This window comes from Clostridium sp. ATCC BAA-442, from assembly GCF_964239415.1.
In the GTDB taxonomy this organism is placed as follows: Bacteria; Bacillota; Clostridia; order Oscillospirales; family Oscillospiraceae; genus Flavonifractor; species Flavonifractor plautii.
This window is the reverse complement of record NZ_CAXSQB010000012.1, coordinates 44653-66502: the sequence shown is the minus strand read 5'-3', so window position 1 is coordinate 66502 and position 21850 is coordinate 44653. Positions and strand designations below refer to the sequence as shown.

The window sequence follows — 21850 nt, the reverse complement described above, 5'->3', positions numbered from 1 at the left end:
GAAGCATTCCGCAGGCGGAACGGCAGGGGGGGGGGGGGGGGGGGGGGGGGGGGGGGGGATGAGCGGCGCTCATCCCGGTCCGCTCTGCGGTATTTACTTCAGCAGGGGATCCTCAAGATCCCGGAGCATCCGGTCCAGCGCGGTGATGCCGCCCTCGGCGGTGTACCACACGGCGGGATGGGCCAGGTAGACGATCCTGCCGTCCCGGTAGGCGGCGGTGCCCTTCATCAGCTCGTTCTCCACCACTTCCTGGGCCAGCTTGGCCCCGTCGGTGCCAATGGCGGCATCCCGGTCCAGAACAAAGAGATAGTCGGGGTCCTTGTCCACGAGGAACTCGAAGCTGGCCTCGTTGCCGTGGGTGGAGGTGCCGGGCTGGGCGTCCGCCCCCACGTTGGCAAAGCCCGCTTCCCGGCCGATGAGGGAGCAGCGGCCGTCGTTGCCCAGCACATTGAAGCCGCCGCTGGTAACCAGGCCCACACAATGGCGGTTCGGCCTTCGGAAAAGGAGGCCAGGGCCGCCACGCGGCTGTCAAAGCCGGTCATGAGTTCCCCGGCCGTGTCCTCCAGGCCGGCCTCTTTGATGGTGCCCAGGCAGGACACCTCGCCGCCGACGTAGTTTGGAGATAGTCCAGGCTGGTGTCGGCGGCGCCCACCACCCGGCCGCCCACCCCCAGGGCATCCAGGATGTCCAGGGTGGCCATATCCAGAACGGCGATGCGCTGGGGATCATAGGGGACCGCTACCTCGGCGGGCTCCTTTTGGGCGTTGAGGGCGGTAAGGGTCACCGTATCCCCCTGGGGCTGTGGAGCGGCTCCTGTGCCGCAGTCCGCCAGAGACAGGGCCAGGGCAAGGACCAGTGAGAGCGCGCGCGGGGTTTTCTTCTTCATGTGGTGGTTCTCCTTTTCGACAAAAGTACTGAAAACTCGGAGGCTTCAATAGTAGATGGACAGAGGCCGGCCCGCGATGGTCATGATCTTGAAGTCCACCTGGTAGAGCTCCGACAGGGTTTCTTTGGTCATTACCTCCTCCACAGTGCCGAACTTGGCGACCCTGCCGTCCTGAAGAGCGCAGATGTAGCCGGAGTAGAAGGCGGCCTAGTTGATCTCGTGGAGAACCAGGATTACCGTCTTGCCCAGCTCGTCGCACAGCCGCCGGACGATCTTCATGAGATTGGTGGCGTGGTGGATGTCCAGGTCGTTGGTGGGCTCGTCCAGCAAGACATACTCGGTGTCCTGGGCAATGACCATATTCAGGGCAACGGGACTTTCCCTTTCCGGGGCCAGCACCTGCGTCACCTCCCAGGGAAGCATGACAGCCTCATACCGGATGTTGGCCGTGCCCAAGTCCAGGCCGGACTGCTGTATGCCGCGCTTGAGCTACTGCTCAGAACAGGGCAGGGTCAGCCATGTGGTCTCGCTTGATCCCTCCGGCGCATTCTTCGGGAAAATACCCACCACCAGCATGGCGGGCTGACAGAGATAGCATGGGAAGTGCTGGCCATCGTAGTGGTGTTCCAGCTTCATGTCGTTGTCATAGACCACGCCGCAGGGGGTGACGCAGGTGCTTTCACTGTTGAGGATCAGATCCAGCGCCGCCTTGCGGGCATCCAGCCGTTCCAGCTCCTCAGTGCTGCAGCTCCCGCCGTTCAGGGGCATATAGTGCCGGCGGCCAATGTCCTCCAAATCGGAAAAGTCTGTGATGATCGTGGCCTGCTGACACCAGAAGGTCAGGTTGATTAGGTCAGTCATCTCGAACAGGCCCCATTTCACTGTCATCGCCTGGAATTTGGCGGCTTCATTGATGTCAGAGCTGTCCAGCCGCTTGGCCAGATAGTCCAGCTCGTCCACGTTGACCGCTACCTTCTCCAGCCGCTTCAGGATGAGAAAACTGCTGTTGAGCTCATCCACCCGGCAGTCCCGGCCGACCGGGTCACCGATACCCAAAGAGGCCAGGGCTGCCACCGTGTCGTCATAGGCGCCCCGGGAGATGGGAAAAGGGACTGTGAGCTGGCCGTACTCCGGGTGCCGCGAATTACTCAGGACTGCGTGCGTCATCCGTTTTCCCTCCCGTATGGATTTTTTCATCCTAGTCCGCATGCATTCCCCGGCGGTGCTCCAGCAGAGGAAGCCATGGGCTGGGTAGGGGCAGCCCAGGCACAGGTCTGAGCGGGTGCACACCGGCACGGGCGGAGCGTCCGCCGGATGATCCGGGGCGTACAGCTTGTGGGTACAGGAGGCAAATAAATGCCGGGCATAGTAAAAGGGGGCGCCTTTGTCGGCGCCGCCTTCACATAGACTGTTCAATGCTTGGTCCCTCTTTTTGTATTTGATTTTGCTTCGGTTCGGGTAACTGGTATCGAATCTGGTCCAGAATGCGCTGGCACCGGAATTCCTGCCGGTAGGAGGCGGGGCCCTCGCCGCATAGGAAGCCCTGTGCCGCCTGGCGCAGCTCCTCCAACCGCTCCCGGTCAAAAACCTGCTCCCTGGCCATCAGCCCGGAGCGGAAGGTGAAGTCCTCCTTGGCGGTTTGGTAGTCCTCCATGTAGTAGTGGCCGTTGCTGACGCCTCTCCGGTCATAGTCCCAGGCCCAGGTGACGAATTGAGCCCCCAGCAGGGTCTTTTCCCCGGCCAGTACCGTACCGTTGAATTCTGCCAGCACCCGGTAGCCGTCTGCCAGGCTCTCCGCCTTCAGCGGCGGGGCCGTCTCCAGGAGCTTCATGTACTTCATTATCGTCCCCGCCGCCTCCGTGACCTAGGCCAGGGTGGCCTTTGCCCCGTCTGTGTCCACCTAGTTGGGGTCATACCGGGCAGCACCGCGCTCCGTGACCCGGCACAGGGCGCGGCCGTTCCACTCCACTGGGAGCAGGCCGTCCTCCTCCACCGGCCGGGGTAGCAGCTCCCGCCGCCGCAGGGCGAAGGACAGCTCCTCAAAATAGGTTTCTTTGGTCATGCGCTTTTACCTCCTTCTCCGTGCAAAACGCCCTTTTTCAATGGCCGCTCCTGAGCTGCTGCTTGTGAACGCCATCATGCCATCTTATCCACGAAAAAGCTATTCAGCAAAGCGGACATAAAAGTGTGTGCCCTTTTTGAATTCGCCGGGCAGCAAAAAAGCGCCGGCCTACTGGTTGACGAAACCAACAAACCGGCGCACTAATTTTTGTATATCATTTTTTCGGATTTTTGTGCCCTGACTGTGTTCAAATAGGGCGCTGATTCCTGTTGGGGGCTCGGAAACTGGGACAAGCCAGGGGAAGGTCCCTCCGAGGCCCCGGAATACCTCGAAAATATCTTTTTTAGAACACAAATTTCAGGAAAATAAAAAAGCCGCACCCTCTGATACTCTAAGCGTCCCGCTTAAAATATCCAGATTGGTGTGGCTTTATGGAGCTGGAAACGTGACTTGAACACGCGACCTGCTGATTACGAAGTGTGCAAAAGACCTCCAACCGGCCCTAAACCGGCCTTTTTAACCGTTTCCGCTACCTCTTCACATTGTCTATGACACTTTCTTTTCCACTGTTTCCGTCCACGCTTTTCCCCATGTGGGTCAGGGTGTGGGTCAACTAAGAAACACTTTCATGGGATGTGGCAGACATCTTTTGTGATCCGCTCAGATTTTGCATATCAGTAAACAAGAAAAACAAACTGCGATAAAGCGTCAACAAAACAAGTGCCGCACACATGGTAACCGCATTTTCTTAAATTGAATTTGTGAAAGTATTCTGGTAAAATTAATCATATGAACTTTCGATAATACCAAATTATCAAAAACATTGCTGAAGTTAGGAGGGCGCATATGAAATCTAACTTTGAATTTCTCAACAGATATTGGCCTGCATTGGCAGAGATTGGTGCAACAGCGGAGAACTATGTCTATTCTGATGCTAACGCCTGTCTGTACAAACTGGGCATGTTTGGTGAGCGCCTGGTCCTGGAAATCTTTGCTTTTGAGCATATCAAGGAGCCAACCATCGATAATACCCACGCAAACCGAATTCGTCTGCTGAAACGGGAAGGTCTGCTTCCCAAGAAAATCGACGACATCCTGTATGCGCTTCGCAAAACCCGAAATGACGCTGTCCATGCGGGCGCCGACTCCGTAGAGGACGCCAAAACTCTTCTCACCATGACCTACAACCTCGCGGTTTGGTTCATGGAGGTATATGGCGACTGGGGATATATTGCCCCTGATTTTGTCATGCCTGAAAATGTAGTGCAGCCGGACTATGAGGCGATTATCAAAGAGCAGGAGGAAAAGATCGCCGCGCTCTCCAAACAGGTCGAGGCAGTATCCACTGCGGCATCTTCTAAGACCTCCAAGGAGCGTGCAGAGAAAGGCGAAACCGCATCCGAGAGCATGGAGCTTTCCGAGGCCGAGACCCGCTATCTGATTGACGAGCAGCTTCGCAAATATGGTTGGGAAGCCGACACCAACAATCTGCGTTATTCCAAGGGGATCCGGCCTCAGAAAGGCAGAAATCTCGCCATTGCCGAGTGGCCGACTGACTCTACTGCAGGCAAGAACGGTTATGCGGATTACGCTCTGTTTGTGGGCTTGAGGCTCGTGGGCATTGTGGAAGCCAAGAAAGCGGTTTTTGATATTCCATCTGTCATTGACCATCAGTGCAAGGAGTACGCCAGGGGAATCAAGGCTGAGCACGAGGAGTATATCATCACTCAGTGGGGAGCATACAAAGTACCCTTCGTTTTCGCTACTAATGGCCGAAAATATCTCAAGCAGATTGAAACCAAATCTGGCATCTGGTATCTGGATTTACGGAGCGGAACCAATGCACCCAAAGCCCTGCAAGGCTGGATCAGCCCCGAGGGATTGATGGAACAGCTCGAAAAGGATATTGCTGCCGCAAATGCCGCACTTCAAAATACGCCGTTCGATTTGCTCCGCGACCCGGATGGACTGAATCTGCGTAAATATCAGATCAATGCCATTGAAGCCGCGGAGCGGGCTGTTATTGATGGGAAACAGACTGTGCTTCTTTCCATGGCTACCGGCACAGGCAAGACCCGTACCATTCTTGGTATGATCTATCGTTTCATCAAGAGTGACCGATTCAAGAGGGTTCTGTTTCTGGTAGACCGTACTGCGCTTGGCGAGCAGGCCGAAGATGTGTTCAAGGAAGTCAAAATCGAGGAATTGATGACCTTGGATTCCATCTATAACATCAAGGGACTGAATGAGAAGGAAATCGACAGAGAAACGAAAATACATATCGCAACGGTTCAGAGTCTCATCAAGCGCATCTTATATCCCGAAAGCGATACGATGCCCTCTGTAACTGACTATGATTTGATCGTGGTCGATGAGGCACACCGCGGATACATCCTGGATAAGGAAATGAGCGAAGCCGAAATGCTCTACCGCAACCAGGATGACTATATCAGCAAATACCGCGCCGTTATCGAATACTTTGACGCTGTAAAAATTGCATTGACTGCAACCCCCGCACTGCACACCACCGAGATTTTCGGAAAGCCTGTTTTCAATTATTCATACCGGGAAGCCGTTATTGACGGCTATCTGGTTGATCACGATGCACCTCACAATATCCGCACAAAACTGCGTGTTGAGGGTATCAATTACAAGAAAGGCGAACATCTTGTCATCTATGACCCCGTTACCGGAGATGTTCTCAACGGTGACGAACTGGAAGACGACATGAAGTTTGAAATCGATACCTTCAACCGACAGGTCATTACTGAGAATTTTAACCGGACTGTTTTTGAGGAAATCGCTTGGGATTTCAATCCGGATGGTCAGGGCAAAACCCTCATCTACGCTGTTGATGATAACCACGCCGACCTTATCGTGAAGATTTTGAAAGAAATCTATGCCGAAGGCGGGGTTGATAACGACACGGTCATGAAAATCACGGGCAGTGTTGCAGGCGGCAACAAGAAGAAAATCTCTGAAGCTATCAAGCGTTTTAAGAATGAATCCCTGCCCAAGGTCGTGGTCACGGTCGACCTTCTGACCACAGGTATCGATGTGCCGGAGATCACCACGCTGGTCTTCATGCGCCGTATCAAATCCCGTATTCTGTTTGAGCAGATGCTGGGCCGTGCCACCAGGCTGTGTCCTGCCATTGGCAAAACCCATTTTGAGATTTATGATCCTGTGGGCGTTTATGAATCCTTGCAGGATGTCAGCAACATGAAACCCGTTGTCACCAACCCCTCTGCCAGCTTCAAGGATCTAATCAAGGGACTGGAAGTAGCAGCAACCGAGGAACAGCTTGCCTATCAGATCGATCTCATCGTTGCCAAACTGCAGCGCAAGCGCCGCAATGTCAGTCAAAAGGCCTTGGAACATTTTATCCACCTCACTGGCGGCAAGGATCTCTCTGCCTTTGCGGAACACCTCAACAGCAGCACTATTGAGGAAGCAACCGCAGAACTGATCAGTCACCGTGAAGCCTTCTCTGTGCTGGATAAGGATAAGACCCACCACAAGCGCCCGGTGGTCATTGATGACCATGAGGATGAACTGATCGACCACACTCGTGGTTACGGCGAAGGTCAAAAGCCTGAAGACTATCTGGAATCGTTCAAGGAGTTCATCAACAACAATATGAACGCCATTGCAGCTTTGCGTACAGTCTGCACCAAGCCTTCTGAACTCACCAGAGAAGCCCTCAAAAGCCTGAAGCTGGAACTTGACCGCCATGACTTTACGGAGAAGCAGTTGAATTCCGCGTGGAACGAGATGACCAATCAAGACATCGTGGCCGACATCATTGCTTTTATCCGTCAGCAGGCTCTGGGCTCTGCCCTTGTCAGCCATGAGCAGAGAGTAAAGCATGCCTTTGCGAAACTGCGGGTCAATCATGATTTCAACAAGACCCAGCTCGACTGGCTCAAGCGTATCGAAAAGGTGCTTCTGGAAGAAAGCGTGTTGGACGAACAGCTCTTTGAGGTTGGAGCATTCAAAAATGCGGGCGGCTTTACTATCATTGACCGCCGCTTCGGCGGCAAACTCCGTGAAATCATGACGGAACTGAACGAGTATCTCTATGAAGATGGAGGAAACATCGCGTGAACAATCAGGAAATCGTAGCAAAACTCTGGAATCTCTGCAATGTACTGCGGGATGACGGCATCACTTATCATCAATATGTTACGGAACTGACGTATATCCTGTTCCTGAAAATGTGTAAGGAAACCGGTACGGAAAGAGCTATCCCTGAGCAGTATCGCTGGGACAAGCTTCTTGCCAAACAGGGCATAGAGCTGAAGAAGTTCTACAAGGAACTGCTGGAACATCTGGGAGAATCCTGCACCGGCCGTGTCCGTGAGATCTATCAGGACGCACAAAGCAATATTGACGAGCCCAAGAATCTGGAGAAGATCATCCAGACCATCGACCAGTTTGACTGGTATACCGCCAAGGAAGAAGGTCTGGGCAACCTGTACGAAGGCCTGTTGGAGAAGAACGCAAACGAGAAGAAATCTGGCGCCGGCCAGTATTTCACCCCTCGCGTTCTCATCAATGTCATGACCCGGCTTATTGCTCCCCAGCCCGGAGAGCGGTGCAATGACCCCGCCTGTGGCACATTCGGTTTTATGATCGCAGCCGACCGTTATGTGAAAGAGCATACTGACGACCTGTTTGAGCTGCCTGTGGATCAACAGGAGTTTCAGCGCACTCAGGCTTTTTCCGGCTGTGAACTGGTACACGACACCCACCGTTTGGCCTTGATGAACGCTATGCTGCACGATATCAGTGGCCCCATTTATCTCGGCGACACCCTTTCCAACTTCGGAAAAGAGTTGAAGGGCTATGATGTTGTCCTGACCAACCCACCTTTTGGTACGAAGAAAGGCGGCGAACGTGCCACCCGTGATGACTTTACTTTCCCAACCAGCAATAAGCAGCTGAACTTCCTCCAGCATATCTACCGCAGCCTGAACAAAACAGGAAAAGCCCGTGCGGCTGTTGTTCTGCCGGATAATGTTCTGTTTGCTGATGGCGATGGTGAACGAATCCGCCGCGACCTGATGGAAAAGTGCAACCTCCATACCATCTTGCGCTTGCCTACCGGTATCTTCTATGCTCAGGGCGTCAAGACCAATGTACTGTTCTTCACCCGTGGCTGTGAGGACAAAGGGAACACCCGTGAGATTTGGTTCTATGACCTGCGTTCCGATATGCCCTCCTTCGGCAAGACCAATCCTCTGAAAGAAAGTCATTTTGACGAGTTCGTTGAATGTTATAAGGAGGGAGATTTGTCCGCTCGTACCGAAACCTACAGCGAGGATAATCCAAACGGCCGATGGCGTAAGTTTACCTATGATGAAATCCTGGCCCGCGACAAGACCAGTCTGGATATTACATGGATGAAGTCTGACAACGGAATCGAGGAATATACTCTCTCTGAACTGCTGAACCAGATCAAGGAGAAGTCTGCCAACATCGCCAAGGCTGTGGCTGAGCTGGAAGAACTGATCGGCGAGGTGGATGAATAATGGATACAAAGGCATTGCGGCAGAAGGTTCTTGACCTTGCTATCCGCGGCAAGCTGGTTCCGCAGGACCCAAATGACGAACCGGCATCCGTTCTGTTGGAGCGCATCCGCCAGCAGAAAAAGCAGATGGTCAGAGATGGAAAACTCAAACCCAAGGATATTAAAAACGATACCATCATCTTCGTTGGTGAGGATAATTTACATTATGAGAAGTTCGCTGACGGCAGCGTAAAATGCATTGAGGATGAGATCCCGTTTGACCTGCCGGAGGGGTGGGAGTGGTCAAGACTTGGTACAGTTGCAGAAGCGATTGGCGACGGTGATCACCAACCTCCCCCGCAAACATCTTCCGGTGTTCCTTTTCTTGTGATTTCAAATGTTTCTGGTGGACAGTTATCTTTTGAAAACACGCGTTTTGTCAGCGAAGAATATTTCAGCCAACTACCCGAAACTCGCAAACCACGAAATGGTGATTTACTTTTTACGGTTACTGGATCCTATGGGATTCCGGTCTTGGTAGATACAGATGATAAATTCTGTTTCCAGCGGCATATTGCAATAGTTCGTCCGTGCATCATTTCGAACCGTTATTTCTATGTCGTACTTGGGTCATCATATGTAAAGTCTATCTGTGATGCCAAGGCTACCGGCACGGCACAAAAGACGGTTGGACTTGCGACGCTAAGAGAACTTCTCATTCCCGTAGCGCCCTATAAGGAGCAGATGCAGATTTACGCGCAGACGCAAGATGCGCTAAGTATCGTTGATAGCATATCCTCAGATAAAGAAGATTTGCTAAACATAATTGAGAACACAAAAGCGAAAATCCTCAATCTCGCTATCCGTGGCCAGCTTGTCCCTCAGGACCTGAATGACGAGCCTGCCTCTGTCCTGCTTGAACGTACCAGATCAGAGAAAGAAGAACTGATCCGCCAGGGCAAAATCAAGCGTGATAAGAAGGAATCTGTCATCTTCCGAGGTGAGGATAACTCTTATTATGAGAAGATTGGGACTGAAGTCCGGTGCATTGATAATGAACTACCGTTTGATTTGCCTGCTTCATGGACATTTGCGAGATTAAAGCATATTGGTGAAATCGTTGGCGGAGGAACACCCAAAACCAACATTGCTGAATACTGGGACGGAAACATTCCGTGGCTGACACCAGCAGATTTTAGTGGGTATGAAAAAATGCATATTTCTGCCGGTGCCAGAAAAATCACTGAACTCGGTTTAAAATCTTCCTCAGCACAAATGTTGCCGAAGAATTCGATCTTGTATTCAAGCCGTGCGCCAATAGGCTATATCGCAATTGCGGCAAACCCTGTTTCAACGAATCAAGGGTTTAAGTCCGTCGTACCGTATGACTCAGCTATGAGTCTCTATTTATTTTACTGCCTTAAGGCCAGAACGGATGATATCGTTCAGCGAGCAACTGGTACGACATTCAAAGAAATCTCGGGTTCTGAGATGGCAGAAACAATAATCCCACTGCCTCCAAGCAATGAACAACAGCGGATTTTTAACAAGGTAACGCAATTGTTTGAAGCCATAACCGCAATAGAAAAGAGCCTCAATTGAGACTCTTTTCTATTACTTCAAGGAGGGTAAACAGCTCATTTATTCGTTCTGTAATTCCGATTTGTTCTTGATATGGCGGAATAAAAACTGGATATTTCTTAACCGACTCAGGCTGTGCTCTCATCAGAGAACCACCGACACCAGAAACATTTGAAAGTATTAATTCGCGAAACCGCGGTGAAGAAAAATAGTATCGTAAATATGGAGCAAATAGCAAATGATTCCTAAAAACAATCCACTCAGACGAACCGAGAAGCTGATAGGGTGTAATATGGCCCGTGATCCAGACCCTATTAATGCGAGGATTGATTTTGCAGACAAGCACATCATGCTCACAAATAGACTGCTTGGATGATCCTATTTCTCTACCACAGATGATTTCAGGCACACCTTCCTCAAAGTTAGGCACACTGTATAGTTCAAACATTTCATCAGGAGAAGCGCTTGGATTAATAGTTTCGGGGGCAAACAAGTTGCACTGTGAGAAAGAACCAACGCCCCACCCCCAAGGAAGTTCATCTACATCATATTGGGTAACCTTGTCACTAATCTTCTCATAATAAGAGATAGTCACATTTTTCCCCTATAATATTGGCGCGATAAACTCGCAAAAATATTATTGGGAGGTGCCTTTTTTATGAGGACAAACGAAACATTTGAGCAGCACCTGCGAAAGAGCAATCTTTCGGAAAACACCATCCATTCCTATCTCTGGACAGTCAACTTCTACCACGCCCACTATGATGAGGTCAACAAGGAAAACCTTCTGGCCTACAAGGGGTATCTGATGGAGTTCTTCAAACCCAAGACCGTCAATCTGCGTATCCAGGCGATGAACAAGTATCTGGAATTTCTGCACAAGGATCGTTTGCGGTTGAAAGCTGTGAAGGTGCAGCAGAAGAACTTTCTGGAGAATGTGATCAGCAATGCTGACTACAATTTCTTGAAAAAGCAGCTCAAGAAGGACGGCAATATGGAATGGTACTTCGTGGTCTGGTATCTGGCTGCGACCGGGGCGCGTGTAAGCGAACTAATCCAGATTAAAATCGAGCATGTGGAACTCGGCTATTTTGACTTGTACACCAAGGGAGGAAAACTGCGCAGGCTGTACATACCAAAAAAGTTAAGGACAGAAACTCTTGAATGGCTGGAGGAAACAAACCGTTCCTCCGGCTATTTGTTTTTGAACCGCTATGGTGAGCGAATTACCACCCGTGGTATTTCACAGCAGCTCAAAAACTATGCAGACAAATACGGACTGGATAAAAAGGTGGTGTACCCGCATTCCTTCCGACATCGCTACGCCAAAAACTTCTTGGAAAAGTACAATGACATCGCTCTTCTGGCAGATCTGATGGGTCATGAGAGTATTGAGACTACCCGCATTTACCTCCGCAGGACTGCCAGCGAACAGCAGGCACTGGTGGATAAAATCGTCACATGGTAAAGGAACAGCCGCCTTCTTTAGAGGGCGGCTGTTGGTTAGGTTAATGCATCGGAAATGGATTTGAGATGCACAAAGGCTGTTTCAATGGCTGAAACAATGCGCTTTTGCTCAGCAAGAGGTGGGAGAACACAAACATACTCCATTGCAGCGGAAATGGTAATTGTATCTACTGTAGTACCTTTAGAGTTGTCTTTCATCTGAGCCTGCATGAATTCTGATTCAAGCATATATCGGGCAAATTGTGAGTCAATCACGCCTGTCCTGTTTTCAAAGCAAAGCACACTGGCATCCTTGTAGTAAAATCGGTCATCGGAGTTTACCACATAAACCTTACCGATAGTGCCTACACCGGAAACCATCAAATCCCCCGGTTCAGGAACGCCACATTCAGCCTTAACTCGTATATAGTGTTCTTCAGAAATAAAGAGATCGTTGTCAACGAAACCGTTATCCGATAGTTTTACAATTTCGCGTGCTCTATAAAACGGGACCCCCTCTGTTCGCCAGTCTGATTGACGAACTCGTTTCGCAGAGCAAACATTGAAAAGTTCTTTTAATGGGCATAGTGCCCAACCATCTGGAATGTCGAAATAATAAGAGTTATCCTCACCACGAAAGATGACAGATTCCTTCTTATCCCGCTTGATTCTACCTTGGCGGATCAGTTTTTCTTTCTCTGTGCGGATGCGTTCCAGAAGGACCGAAGCAGGCTCATCATTTGGGTCCTGTGGGACAAGCTGGCCACGGATAGCGAAATCGAGAATTTTGGATTTGGCCTTTACTACATAATCAGCCAATGCTGTTTTATTATCTTCGATAGTGGTAACGACACACTCGGCCCTACCAGTAGAAGATACTATTTTATTGATTTGCTCGACAGGAGGAATCGGAAGCAAGACCTTTTGAAATTCATCAAAATTTACATTCTCAACGGTTGTACCTGACTTGGTATATTTGAGCAACAATTGTGTCTCCATACCTTTTAGACACATATAGATATATTCTACAAGTTGCGGCATGTACAGAACGATAGCTTTCAAATCCTGATTAATTGTTGCGCATTCTTTGAGAATAGCTACCGGCAATGTATGTCGTAGAATTCCACTGCGAGTGACCAATAGCAATGTGTTTGGTGGGTACATCTGCATTTGCTCTGCACCTAATGAACTTAAGCGCAACTGCGAGGAGGTTATGTATTTGCTTTTCATGTCTTTTGATGTTACCCAAAGAGTATCTCCATCCCAATATTCCCCATGAGAAGTAGAAGGTGTTTTTCCCCCAGAAAAGTATGCGAGATTTGATAATCGTTCCCACTCCCACCCCTCCGGCAGGTCAAACGGGATCTCATCCTCAATGCATTTTACGCTGCCGTCAGCGAACTTCTCATAATGTAAATTATAAGTCTAATAATTGAAGTGCAGTAAACAAAAGAGCATGTTTTGTGTCCTTGATGGTAACCCTCAAAGGATATTGAAAAATGAAGATTTTGCTTCTTAAGTACCTTTGAAACTCGGCTTAGTAGTGAAGGGAAACAATTCGTGTTCATCTTCCGGCATGTGAAACGGACAGAAAAAGAACAAGGATGTGGGTAGAAAATGTTTCATTCAGCGATTTGACACAGAGGTAATTCTGTGATTTTCGTACCCAGTTCACTGCAGCAAGCGAATAAAGGATGATCTGGGACAGTATCTCGTCAGAAAATTTATCAAAATATTTGATCTGGATATATCTCTAAAATTTATTTTAGGGTTATTAAAATGGCTGTTTTGTCCCCTATACACATGGGAAGTACTTTATGACAAAAACAAAGGAGACGCAAATGAAAGAATCTGTTTACAAAAACTACGACGACCTGCCGCTATTTCTAAACTCTGAAACCGTGGCAAAGGTACTGGGTATAGCCCCATCGTCGGCCTATGAGCTCATGCACGAGCCGGGATTCCCGGTGCTGAAGATTGGCAGTCATATGGTGATCCCCAAGGAACAGTTTATCCAGTGGGTGAACGAGCACACGGGAGGTGGAAAATGAAATACCGCAGTCATGGGAATTTTTTCTCTCTGCCCAATGAAATTTTCCTCTGGGGGCTGAGTTCCGGTGCATTTGCCGTGTATAGTTTTCTGCGGCGGTGCGAGGATCGCAAGACCCGCCAATGCTGGCCCAGTATCAAAACTATTGGGAAAGCGGTAAATATGAGTGAGAACACGGTACGCAAGTACATCCGTCAACTGGAGGAGCGTGGCATCATCACCACCGAACCTACGGAGATTATTACCAAGGCTGGAGAAAAGCGAAATGGCAATTTGCTGTTCACACTCCGTCCCATACAGGAGGTGATCGATGAGCACTATGCACGCCAGATGGACGAACTGGAGTTGACGGCGGAGCGGCAGCGGGTGGCGAAACTCCTGGCGAAGCGGGAAAGCCCCGCTTGACCGCCTGTGTGCCGCTGTGCAGCCCTTTAACCGGCACGGCAACACCGGTGCCACCAGCTGGCTTTTAGCGCCGTGTTGGGGCTGTGTGGCGGAAATTGAAGGAGCAAAGGAGTAAGCGGTTTTTACCCCGGCAAAAGATGAACCGAGGGGTCGAAAATAGTGCAGGATAAAGGCCGGGGGTCGCAAGCGCCCTCCGGCCGGGTCACACCGCCCCGCAACGCGGGACGGGACAGTGGTTTGCGGGGGTCCGCCTGCGGGGGTCACAGATGGTAGGTTTGGCTCACTTCGGGGGTCACGAGTGGTTGGAATCAGAGGGTTGCGCCCTCAAACCCGCATGAAATCAGGGTTGTAAGGGTGAACACGCGGGGTTCAGCTTTGGGGTATCGGTCGGTTTTAATGCGAATCCAGACAATGAACATTCAGCCTATTGCCCCTCAAACATTGCGCCGCAAAACAAAGAGAAAACCTTCTTCTCCGCAAGGCAAGAATTTTGGGAAATGTGAATTATCTGATAACTCTGCACCGTACCCCCTGGATAATTTTTTCTTTCTGCGGTATGTTGTGTTGCTGCAAAGGAGGTGCGTCTATGGCAAAGAAACGAGCCAATGGCGAGGGAAATATCCGCAAACGGTCGGATGGGCGCTGGGAAGGGCGATACACCGCCGGCTACGATCCGCAGACTGGAAAGCGAATCATCAAGAATGTGCTGGGGAAAACCCAGGCGGAAGTCAAGGCCAAATTAACAAAAGCATTGGAGGACTGCAAAGAACTGGATGTCGTCCGAACGGATGAGTACACGGTTGCGGAGTGGCTGCGGCTCTGGTATGACCTTTATGCCGAACCCAATGTCCGGCCAACAACAGCAGCTTCTTACCGCCGGAGCATCGAACTGCATGTGATTCCACGCATCGGGGACATCAAACTGAACAGGCTTACCAGCCGGGAGATCCAGAAGCTCTACAAAGATCTGCTGGAAAACGGCAGGCTGCGTGAAGTACAGAAAGAGAAAAATCCGGGACTGAGTAACAGCACGGTACGAGGCATCCACATGATGCTGCATAACGCATTGGACCGTGCGGTGAAGGAGCGCCTGATCCTGCGCAACCCTACCGAGGATTGCATCATTCCAAAGCTGGAGAAGAAAGAGATGAAAATCCTGCACCCAGAGGACATAAAAGCCTATCTGACTGCGGCAGAGCGCCGGGGCGTCCTGCCCATGTTCTATCTGGAGCTGGTCAGCGGCGTCCGTAAGGGAGAGTTGGTGGCTCTGCTATGGGATGACTTGGATATGGAGCGGCGCACCATTTCAGTGAGTAAGCAGGCGCTGAGTCGACCGGGCGGGGAGATCGTGGTGAACCGACCGAAGACGGAGAACTCCATTCGGGCTGTCTCCATCCCACAGGAGGCGGTGGATCTGCTGGTCGAGGAACACAAGAAACACCCGGACAACCCGTATATGTTCCCGTCCCCTAAAACCGGAGGAATGTACTATCCCGATTCAGTAGTCAACCTCCATAAGAAGCTCCTTCAAGACGCCGGATTGGAGCATATCAGATTCCATGATCTGCGGCACACCTTCGCAACGATGGCTCTGCAGAACGGCGTGGATGTCAAGACTGTATCCTCCATGCTGGGCCACTATGACGCAGGCTTTACACTGCGCACCTACACCCACGCCACCCGGCAGATGCAGGAGCAGGCGGCGGAGAAGATGGGCAGTTTTATGACACAGGTCATGTGAGCGCAGAAAAAGGCACCGGAGAAAGGGCAAATTCCTTTTCTCCGGTGCTTTCCGTTTCTTTCGGCGTGTGGGTCACGGTGTGGGTCTTGCCCGACGCAGTGAGGCGTGGGAAAGCGGGAAACGACAATCCCCCGCTCATTCCAGGAAAAACAAAAGCGCAATAAAAATGCAAAAAATCCTGAATATCAGTCGATATCCAGGATTTTTTGGAGCTGATGGTGGGAATCGAACCCACAACCTTCTCATTACGAGTGAGATGCTCTGCCATTGAGCCACATCAGCATATTTGATTGTCTTTGCCTCATCTGGTAGTTACGAATCAGCTGCTCTACCGACTGAGCTATTCCAGCATATATTTGTTACCGACAGTATAGGATAATACCATATTTTTAGACCAGCGTCAAGTCAAAAATACCTCTTGTGATTTTCTCAACCTTTCGGTATAATAAATAAATACATATTATGTTTGACTCGTCTATTGGAAAGGAGTTCCCAGATGGCTCGCTACGGCTTTATCCACGACAAGCTGGACATTAAATTTTTGATCCTCTATTTTATGGCCCGGGTCGCGGCGCCCATCGACTTTCCGACACTGACGGAGCTGACGGTCTGCGATGACGGCATTGGCTACTTTGAGTTTGCCGAGGCGGTTTCTGAATTGGTGGAGAGCGGCCATCTGACACTGGAGGACGGGCTCTATTCGATCACGGAAAAAGGCCGTGAAAACGGCGCAGCCTGTGAGAGCAGCCTCCCCTACTCGGTCAAGCGCAACTGTAGCGCCCAGTTGGTAAAACTCAACGGGATTCTGCGGCGCAATGCTCAAGTACGTGCGGAGACGGAGCCCCGGCCGGAGGGCGGGTACTCAGCCCGGATGTTTCTGGACGATGACGGGGGCAATCTGTTCACCCTGGAGCTGTTCTGCGGCTCCCAGGAGCAGGCCAACCGCCTGGCGGAGAGCTTCAAGGCCGAGCCGGAGCGGATTTACAATGAGGTTCTCTCCGCACTGCTGGAACACGAGGAGAAGGATTGAAGCGGAATAAGGCCGCCCCCTGTGGGGGGCGGCCTTATTTTGTCACAGCAGCGGGGCCAGCACCCGCAGAATGGAGCGGAAGAGGCGGCGTATCCAGGAGTGGCCGAGGCACTGCTCCAGCGTCACCGGCTGGCTGCGGAACTGCGTGTTGATGAAATCCCGCTTGATGTCGAGTACCGTGGGGTCGTGGTAGAGCAACACCGCGTCCTCAAAGTGGAGGAACATACTGCGGTAGTCCAGATTGATAGAGCCTACCACTCCGCAGCAGTCGTCCGTGACCATGACCTTGGCATGGACAAAGCCGGGCGTATACTCAAAAATCTGTACGCCCGCCTCCAACAGGGACTCGTAGTGGGAACGGGTTAGCTCAAAAACCAATGCCTTGTCCGGGATATGCGGGGTGATGATGCGCACGTCCACCCCCGACTTGGCCGCGTTGCACAGGGCCGTATTGACGCTGTCACTGATGATCAGATAGGGCGTCATGGCGTACACATAGCGCTCGGCCTTGTTGATAAGGTTGAGGTAGACCGCCTCCCCCACCGCCTCCTCGTCCAGAGGGTTATCCGCGTAGGGCTGGACATAGTACCCCGCTCCCTGCGCGGCCTCCGGCGGCAGCTTGTCCGGCCGGAAGCGGCGGTAGTCCTCCTCCACGTCCCGGGTGTACTCCCACATGGTCAGGAACATGACGGTCATGCTCCACACCGCCTCCCCCTTGAGGAGAATGGCCGTGTCTTTCCAGTGGCCATACCGCAGCTTTTGGTTGATATACTCGTCGGCCAGGTTGATGCCGCCGGTAAAGGCGGTGTGGCCGTCGATGATACAGAACTTCCGGTGGTCCCGGTTGTTCATGCGGATGGAAATCACCGGCTTGAAGCGGTTGAAGCAGCAGCAGGGGATGCCGGTTTCCGCCTCAAATTTTCTGGCGTAGTTCATAGGCAGGGTGTTCAGGGAGCCCACATCGTCGTAGATCACCCGCACATCCACCCCGGCGGCATGCTTCTCCTTCAAAATCTCCACCATAGAATCCCAGAATATGCCGGGGCTAATAATGAAGTATTCCAGGAAGATATACTTTTCCGCCTTCCGCAGCTCCTCCAGCATGGCGGGAAACACATCATCCCCCAGGGGAAAATAGTGGGTATAGGTGTTGGTATAGACCGGGCAGCGGGCGTAGTGCTCCAGGTAGCGGGCCTGGTTCACCGCGTCGGCCCCAAAGGGCCTCAGCTCCTCCGCCTTGTAGTCCCGCTCCAACTGCTCCAGCATGGTGCGGTCCATACCCTGCATCTTCCGGCGCTTGCGGGCGGAGAGCTTGTTGCCACCGCAGAGCAGATACACCAGCCATCCAAAGGCCGGGAACAGCAGAATGGGGATGATCCAGGCGATTTTATACCCCGGGTCGGTCTGGCGGCTGACGATAATCAGCACCGCCAGAATGGAGAGCACCACACACCCCCAGTACACATAAATGAAGTCGCTGGAAAACCAGAGCATATAGAGCAGCAGCATCGCAGCCTGGAGGAAGATCAGCAGGGCCACAATCACCGACCGCTGAAAGAGCAGGGAGGCCAGTTTTTTAATATTCATCTCATCGGCTCCCCTCTCCGCACGACCACATTCTCCGCGCCCAGCAGCTCGTTCAGCTCCTGGATCAGCGCGGGATGGACCAGGCAGACCGTGCCCAGCCGCTTTCCGGTATCCTCACACTTGACCACCATCTGTTCCGTGCCGGGAAACATGGTGAGCACCAGCTTGATCCTCTCCCAGCGGGGGTCGTCCAGGCTGGGTATGCGGATATAGAGCTTCTTGGCCCTCTCCTCCCCCTCCACCGGAGGCAGGTTTCCCTTCACCTGATCCAAGGGGCGTACCCGGTCGCACATGAGCTGGGGCGCCTTTTCATCCCGAACGGAGATGCGTCCCTCGGCCAGGACGGCCACCCCCTCCTTCAGGTAGGGGCCTGCCTCCCCCAGCACCCGTGCGAACACAAGCATCTCCATGGAGGCGGTGTCGTCCTCCAGCGTCACATAGGCCATCAGGCTGTTGTTGCGGGTGGTCTTGGTGCGGGAGGCGGTGATGACCCCCGCCAGGGTGACCCGCTGCTCGTCGTGGTAAATGGCCGGTCCCCCCTCCTGGGCGAAGTCCGACAGGATCGCCCCCATAGAGGCCGCCTTGCACTGCTTGACCACGTCCCGGTATTCGTCCATGGGGTGGCCGGTGAGGTAGAGTCCAGTCGTCTCCTTTTCCATGGTCATGAGCTCGTGCCGGGTAAACTCAGGGATATTTTTGACCTGGAGCTCCGGGGCGCTCTGCATCTGATCCCCACCGCCGCCGAACAGATCGAACTGGCCCGCCAGGTTCTTGCGCTTGTTCTGGGCGATGGAGTCCACTAGCTGCTCGTAAGCCTCCAGTAACCGGGAGCGGTAGATACCCATACTGTCAAAGGCGCCGCAGCGGATCAGATTCTCCAGCACACGCTTGTTCAGCTCCGCGTCGAACATCCGCTGGCAGAAATCAGGGAAGGAGACAAAGGGCCCTCCCCTGCCCCGCTCAGCCAGCACAGCGTTGATAAAGCCCCGGCCCACTCCCTTGACGGCCACCAGGCCGAAGCGGATGTGCTCGCCGGACACGGTGAAGTCGGCCTCCGACTCATTGATGTCGGGGGGCAGCAGATGGATGCCGCAGTCCCTGCACTCGGCGATATACTCAGCCACCTTCTCGCTGGAGTCCAGCACGGAGGTGAGCAGGGCGGCCATATACTCCTTGGTGTAGTGGCACTTGAACCAGGCCGTCTGGTAGCACACAATGGCGTAGGCCACCGCGTGGGCCTTGTTGAAGGCGTAATTGGCAAAGGCGTAAATTTCATCATAGATGTCCTTTGCCACGTCCTCCGGGACGCCGTTGGCGATGCAGCCGGCAATGGCCCGCCCGGCGTCGCCGTAGACGAAGGCCTGCCGCTCCCGCTCGATGTCCTTGACCTTCTTCTTGCTCATGGCCCGGCGCACCATGTCGGCCTGTCCCAGCGTGTAGCCCGCCAGCCTGCGGAAAATCTCGATGACCTGCTCCTGGTAGACGATGCAGCCGTAGGTGACGGAGAGGATGGGCTCCAGCATGGGGTGCTTGTACTTCACCTTGTCCGGGTTGTGCTTGCAGGCGATGAAGCGGGGAATGGAGTCCATGGGGCCGGGGCGGTAGAGGGCGATGATGGCGGTGATGTCCTCGATGTTCTGGGGCTTGAGGCCCACGCAGACGCCGGTCATGCCCGCCGACTCCATCTGGAACACGCCGGAGGTCCTGCCCTCGGAGAGCATCTGGAACACCGCCGGGTCGTTGTCCGGGATGTCTGCCAGAGAGAAGCTGGGGCGGCTCTTCTGCACCAGGCGCACCGTGTCGTCCAGGATGGTCAGGTTGCGCAGGCCCAGGAAGTCCATCTTTAAGAGGCCCAGCTCCTCCAGGGTGGTCATGACGTACTGGGTGACCACCGACTCATCGTTCTTCGCCAGGGGCACATAGTCCACCACCGGCTTCCGGGTGATGACCACGCCGGCGGCGTGGGTGGAGGCGTGGCGGGGCATGCCTTCAATGGCCTTGGCGGTGTCGATGAGGGTCCTGATCCGCTCGTCCCCTTCATAGGCGTCCCGGAGGGGCTTGGACAGCTTGAGGGCCTCGTCCAGGGTGATATGGAGTGCACCCGGGCCGCTGGGCACCTGCTTTGCCACCACATCCACGTCGGCATAGGGTATGTTCAGCGCCCGGCCCACATCCCGGATGGCGCCCCGGGCGGCCATGGTGCCGAAGGTGACGATCTGGGCCACGTGGTCGGCACCGTATTTATTCTGGACGTACTCAATGACCTCCTGCCGCCGCCGGATGCAGAAGTCGATGTCAATATCCGGCATGGTGACCCGCTCGGGGTTGAGGAATCGCTCAAAGTAGAGGGAGTATTTCATCGGGTCCACGTCGGTGATGGCCATGCAGTAGGCCACCATGGAGCCGGCCGCCGAGCCCCGGCCAGGGCCCACGGGGATGCCCCGCCCCTTGGCATAGCCGATGAAATCGGAGACGATGAGGAAGTAATCCACAAACCCCATCTGGCGGATAATCCCCATCTCGTAGGCCAGCCGCTCCCGGTACTCCGCCGGGGCGCCGGGGTAGCGGCGCGCGAAGCCCTCCTCGCACAGCTTCTGGAAGTAGGCGTCCCCGTCGGTGTAGCCCTCGGGCAGCTTGAACTCGGGCAGGTGGTGGACGCCGAACTGGAAGTCCATATTGCACAGCTCCGCGATTTTGACCGTGTTCTCCACCGCCTCCGGGTAGTCGGGGAACAGAGCGGCCATCTCCTCGGTGGATTTGACATACAGCTCGCTGGTCTCCATCCGCAGGCGGTTGGGATCGTCCACCGTCTTGCCCATCTGGATGCACATGAGGGTGTCCTGCATCTCCGCGTCCTCCCGGCGGAGATAGTGGGCGTCGTTGGTCACCACCAGGGGGATGCCCGTCTCCTGGTGGATGCGGATGAGCCCCTGGTTGATGGCCGGGTCGTTGGGCAGCTTGTGATCCTGGAGCTCCAGATAGTAGCCGTCCTCTCCAAACAGCGCCCGCATCTCCAGCGCCGCCGCCTTGGCCCCCTCGTAGTCCCCGGCCAGTAGCTTGCGGGGCACCTCGCCGGACTGGCAGGCCGACAGGGCGATAAGCCCCTCGGCGTGCTGGCGTAAGAGTTCCTTGTCAATGCGGGGCCTGATATAAAAGCCCTCCGTAAAGGCCGCCGAGTCCAGGAAGCACAGGTTGCGGTAGCCCACCTCGTTGCGGCACAACAGAATCAGGTGGTACATGGCCGCGTCGTACTCGTGTACCTTGTCGGTGCGCTTCCGGGGGGCCACATACACCTCGCAGCCGATGATGGGCTTGACTCCCTCCGCCTTGCACGCCTTGTAGAAGTCCACCACGCCGTACATGACGCCGTGGTCGGTGATGGCCACGGCGCTCTGGCCCAGCTCCTTCACCCGCTTGACCAGCAGGGGAATGCGGCAGGCCCCGTCCAGCAGGGAATATTCGGTATGGACATGCAGGTGGACAAAGGACATTAGGAGTACCTCCTCTTTCTCTATTTGGTGAGCATGGCTCCACAGTAGTGGCAATGGTC

19 protein-coding genes and 1 tRNA gene are annotated in these 21850 nt (G+C 53.4%); 8 read left to right on the top strand and 12 right to left on the bottom strand.

Translation table 11 applies throughout. From position 1 onward, the window contains the following. Positions 1–93: 93 nt before the first annotated feature. The 6 genes from ACESY8_RS07470 to ACESY8_RS07445 form a co-directional block, all read right to left on the bottom strand. On the bottom strand, positions 94–477 hold the full coding sequence (locus tag ACESY8_RS07470; RefSeq protein ID WP_021629705.1) for an ABC transporter substrate-binding protein: 384 nt from the start codon (positions 475–477) through the stop codon (positions 94–96). Positions 478–538: 61 nt separating this feature from the next. After that, on the bottom strand, positions 539–886 hold the full coding sequence (locus ACESY8_RS07465; RefSeq protein ID WP_054338441.1) for a hypothetical protein: 348 nt from the start codon (positions 884–886) through the stop codon (positions 539–541). 207 nt (positions 887–1093) lie between these two features. Then, positions 1094–1309, bottom strand: a complete 216-nt coding sequence (locus ACESY8_RS07460) for a hypothetical protein (protein WP_404827063.1) — start codon at positions 1307–1309, stop codon at positions 1094–1096. 66 nt (positions 1310–1375) lie between these two features. Next, positions 1376–2053, bottom strand: a complete 678-nt coding sequence (locus ACESY8_RS07455; protein ID WP_054338494.1) for a hypothetical protein — start codon at positions 2051–2053, stop codon at positions 1376–1378. 232 nt (positions 2054–2285) lie between these two features. Then, complete coding sequence (locus ACESY8_RS07450; RefSeq protein WP_434307970.1) at positions 2286–2726, bottom strand: hypothetical protein; 441 nt, start codon at positions 2724–2726, stop codon at positions 2286–2288. Positions 2727–2786: 60 nt separating this feature from the next. Beyond that, complete coding sequence (locus ACESY8_RS07445) at positions 2787–2948, bottom strand: hypothetical protein (RefSeq protein WP_434307969.1); 162 nt, start codon at positions 2946–2948, stop codon at positions 2787–2789. A gap of 846 nt (positions 2949–3794) precedes the next feature. Here ACESY8_RS07445 and hsdR point away from each other — a divergent pair. Genes hsdR through ACESY8_RS07430 form a run of 3 tightly spaced genes read left to right on the top strand, consistent with a single transcriptional unit; the run spans position 3795 to position 10062 of the window. Next, positions 3795–7055 carry a type I restriction-modification system endonuclease gene (hsdR, locus tag ACESY8_RS07440; protein WP_054338440.1) on the top strand — a complete coding sequence of 1087 codons (3261 nt, stop codon included), beginning with the start codon at positions 3795–3797 and terminating at the stop codon, positions 7053–7055. Further along, the gene (locus ACESY8_RS07435; RefSeq protein ID WP_054338439.1) at positions 7052–8482 is read left to right on the top strand and encodes an N-6 DNA methylase; all 1431 of its coding nucleotides are present in this window, start codon (positions 7052–7054) and stop codon (positions 8480–8482) included. Before hsdR ends, ACESY8_RS07435 begins: the two co-directional genes overlap by 4 nt. Beyond that, entirely contained in the window at positions 8482–10062 is a 1581-nt protein-coding gene (locus ACESY8_RS07430) for a restriction endonuclease subunit S (RefSeq protein WP_498794684.1), read from the top strand. The genes ACESY8_RS07435 and ACESY8_RS07430 overlap by 1 nt, the downstream gene beginning before the upstream one ends. Here ACESY8_RS07430 and ACESY8_RS07425 read toward each other — a convergent pair. Further along, the gene (locus ACESY8_RS07425) at positions 10055–10636 is read right to left on the bottom strand and encodes a restriction endonuclease subunit S domain-containing protein (RefSeq protein WP_434307966.1); all 582 of its coding nucleotides are present in this window, start codon (positions 10634–10636) and stop codon (positions 10055–10057) included. The two genes, ACESY8_RS07430 and ACESY8_RS07425, sit on opposite strands and share 8 nt — an antisense overlap. 63 nt (positions 10637–10699) lie before the next feature. Here ACESY8_RS07425 and ACESY8_RS07420 point away from each other — a divergent pair, with 63 nt between their 5' ends. Then, positions 10700–11509 carry a tyrosine-type recombinase/integrase gene (locus tag ACESY8_RS07420; RefSeq protein ID WP_054338437.1) on the top strand — a complete coding sequence of 270 codons (810 nt, stop codon included), beginning with the start codon at positions 10700–10702 and terminating at the stop codon, positions 11507–11509. 35 nt (positions 11510–11544) lie between these two features. On the opposite strand, the gene ACESY8_RS07415 is transcribed toward ACESY8_RS07420, so the two are convergent. Beyond that, positions 11545–12840 (bottom strand): restriction endonuclease subunit S, encoded by a 1296-nt coding sequence (locus ACESY8_RS07415; RefSeq protein WP_243427548.1) that lies wholly within the window; start codon positions 12838–12840, stop codon positions 11545–11547. Between the two features lie 488 nt (positions 12841–13328). On the opposite strand from ACESY8_RS07415, the gene ACESY8_RS07410 reads away from it, so the two are divergent. The 3 genes from ACESY8_RS07410 to ACESY8_RS07400 all read left to right on the top strand — a co-directional run bounded on the left by ACESY8_RS07410 (position 13329) and on the right by ACESY8_RS07400 (position 15683). Beyond that, complete coding sequence (locus ACESY8_RS07410) at positions 13329–13538, top strand: helix-turn-helix domain-containing protein (RefSeq protein WP_054338435.1); 210 nt, start codon at positions 13329–13331, stop codon at positions 13536–13538. Next, complete coding sequence (locus ACESY8_RS07405; RefSeq protein ID WP_054338434.1) at positions 13535–13942, top strand: helix-turn-helix domain-containing protein; 408 nt, start codon at positions 13535–13537, stop codon at positions 13940–13942. Before ACESY8_RS07410 ends, ACESY8_RS07405 begins: the two co-directional genes overlap by 4 nt. 586 nt (positions 13943–14528) lie before the next feature. Then, entirely contained in the window at positions 14529–15683 is a 1155-nt protein-coding gene (locus ACESY8_RS07400; protein WP_054338433.1) for a tyrosine-type recombinase/integrase, read from the top strand. Here ACESY8_RS07400 and ACESY8_RS07395 read toward each other — a convergent pair. Further along, positions 15676–15918 carry a hypothetical protein gene (locus tag ACESY8_RS07395; RefSeq protein WP_204681203.1) on the bottom strand — a complete coding sequence of 81 codons (243 nt, stop codon included), beginning with the start codon at positions 15916–15918 and terminating at the stop codon, positions 15676–15678. The two genes, ACESY8_RS07400 and ACESY8_RS07395, sit on opposite strands and share 8 nt — an antisense overlap. Continuing rightward, positions 15891–15965 (bottom strand) — tRNA-Thr (locus tag ACESY8_RS07390). The genes ACESY8_RS07395 and ACESY8_RS07390 overlap by 28 nt, the downstream gene beginning before the upstream one ends. Positions 15966–16179: 214 nt before the next feature. Between ACESY8_RS07390 and ACESY8_RS07385 the strand changes: the two genes are divergently transcribed. Continuing rightward, the gene (locus tag ACESY8_RS07385; protein ID WP_007489631.1) at positions 16180–16713 is read left to right on the top strand and encodes a DUF4364 family protein; all 534 of its coding nucleotides are present in this window, start codon (positions 16180–16182) and stop codon (positions 16711–16713) included. A gap of 42 nt (positions 16714–16755) precedes the next feature. Here ACESY8_RS07385 and cls read toward each other — a convergent pair whose 3' ends face one another. Together cls and ACESY8_RS07375 are read right to left on the bottom strand one after the other, a co-directional pair. Next, positions 16756–18300 carry a cardiolipin synthase gene (gene cls / locus ACESY8_RS07380; protein WP_089413468.1) on the bottom strand — a complete coding sequence of 515 codons (1545 nt, stop codon included), beginning with the start codon at positions 18298–18300 and terminating at the stop codon, positions 16756–16758. Continuing rightward, positions 18297–21791: a DNA polymerase III subunit alpha gene (locus ACESY8_RS07375; protein ID WP_054338431.1), complete on the bottom strand. Its 3495-nt coding sequence runs from the start codon at positions 21789–21791 to the stop codon at positions 18297–18299. The genes cls and ACESY8_RS07375 overlap by 4 nt, the downstream gene beginning before the upstream one ends. Positions 21792–21850 lie beyond the last annotated feature (59 nt).

What these genes read in the sequence shown, in the direction of transcription:
- ACESY8_RS07465 (WP_054338441.1), bottom strand. Translation starts at nt 886, where the DNA reads ATGAAGAAGAAAACCCCGCGCGCGCTCTCACTGGTCCTTGCCCTGGCC.
- ACESY8_RS07460 (WP_404827063.1), bottom strand. Translation starts at nt 1,309, where the DNA reads ATGCTTCCCTGGGAGGTGACGCAGGTGCTGGCCCCGGAAAGGGAAAGT.
- ACESY8_RS07455 (WP_054338494.1), bottom strand. Translation starts at nt 2,053, where the DNA reads ATGACGCACGCAGTCCTGAGTAATTCGCGGCACCCGGAGTACGGCCAG.
- ACESY8_RS07450 (WP_434307970.1), bottom strand. Translation starts at nt 2,726, where the DNA reads ATGAAGTACATGAAGCTCCTGGAGACGGCCCCGCCGCTGAAGGCGGAG.
- ACESY8_RS07445 (WP_434307969.1), bottom strand. Translation starts at nt 2,948, where the DNA reads ATGACCAAAGAAACCTATTTTGAGGAGCTGTCCTTCGCCCTGCGGCGG.
- hsdR (WP_054338440.1), top strand. Translation starts at nt 3,795, where the DNA reads ATGAAATCTAACTTTGAATTTCTCAACAGATATTGGCCTGCATTGGCA.
- ACESY8_RS07430 (WP_498794684.1), top strand. Translation starts at nt 8,482, where the DNA reads ATGGATACAAAGGCATTGCGGCAGAAGGTTCTTGACCTTGCTATCCGC.
- ACESY8_RS07420 (WP_054338437.1), top strand. Translation starts at nt 10,700, where the DNA reads ATGAGGACAAACGAAACATTTGAGCAGCACCTGCGAAAGAGCAATCTT.
- ACESY8_RS07410 (WP_054338435.1), top strand. Translation starts at nt 13,329, where the DNA reads ATGAAAGAATCTGTTTACAAAAACTACGACGACCTGCCGCTATTTCTA.
- ACESY8_RS07405 (WP_054338434.1), top strand. Translation starts at nt 13,535, where the DNA reads ATGAAATACCGCAGTCATGGGAATTTTTTCTCTCTGCCCAATGAAATT.
- ACESY8_RS07400 (WP_054338433.1), top strand. Translation starts at nt 14,529, where the DNA reads ATGGCAAAGAAACGAGCCAATGGCGAGGGAAATATCCGCAAACGGTCG.
- ACESY8_RS07385 (WP_007489631.1), top strand. Translation starts at nt 16,180, where the DNA reads ATGGCTCGCTACGGCTTTATCCACGACAAGCTGGACATTAAATTTTTG.
- cls (WP_089413468.1), bottom strand. Translation starts at nt 18,300, where the DNA reads ATGAATATTAAAAAACTGGCCTCCCTGCTCTTTCAGCGGTCGGTGATT.
- ACESY8_RS07375 (WP_054338431.1), bottom strand. Translation starts at nt 21,791, where the DNA reads ATGTCCTTTGTCCACCTGCATGTCCATACCGAATATTCCCTGCTGGAC.